Source organism: Pseudomonas sp. BP01 (assembly GCF_022760795.1).
Lineage (GTDB): Bacteria > Pseudomonadota > Gammaproteobacteria > Pseudomonadales > Pseudomonadaceae > Aquipseudomonas > Aquipseudomonas putida_Q.
Window position 1 is genome coordinate 1 of sequence record NZ_JAFBKA010000157.1, and the last position, 230, is coordinate 230.

General features: G+C 48.3%; 1 rRNA gene. It reads right to left on the reverse strand.

The window, feature by feature from the left end:
- Positions 1-150: 150 nt before the first annotated feature.
- Positions 151-230 (reverse strand): 23S ribosomal RNA (locus JOY50_RS29445); the annotation flags it as partial.

Consider the following 230-nt stretch of genomic DNA (forward strand, 5'->3'; position numbering starts at 1 on the left):
CTCTATGGTCGTCAAGAAATTCTGTAGCCAGAATGTCCAGATGGACAGCCCAGCGAATCCGGATATGCGATATTTGTGGTTCGTTGCGAACTTTCGGTTCGTATCATCTTCACCACCGCAATCTGCGTCAGCAAATTGCTTGGGTGTTATATGGTCAAGCCTCACGGGCAATTAGTATTGGTTAGCTCAACGCCTCACAGCGCTTACACACCCAACCTATCAACGTCGTA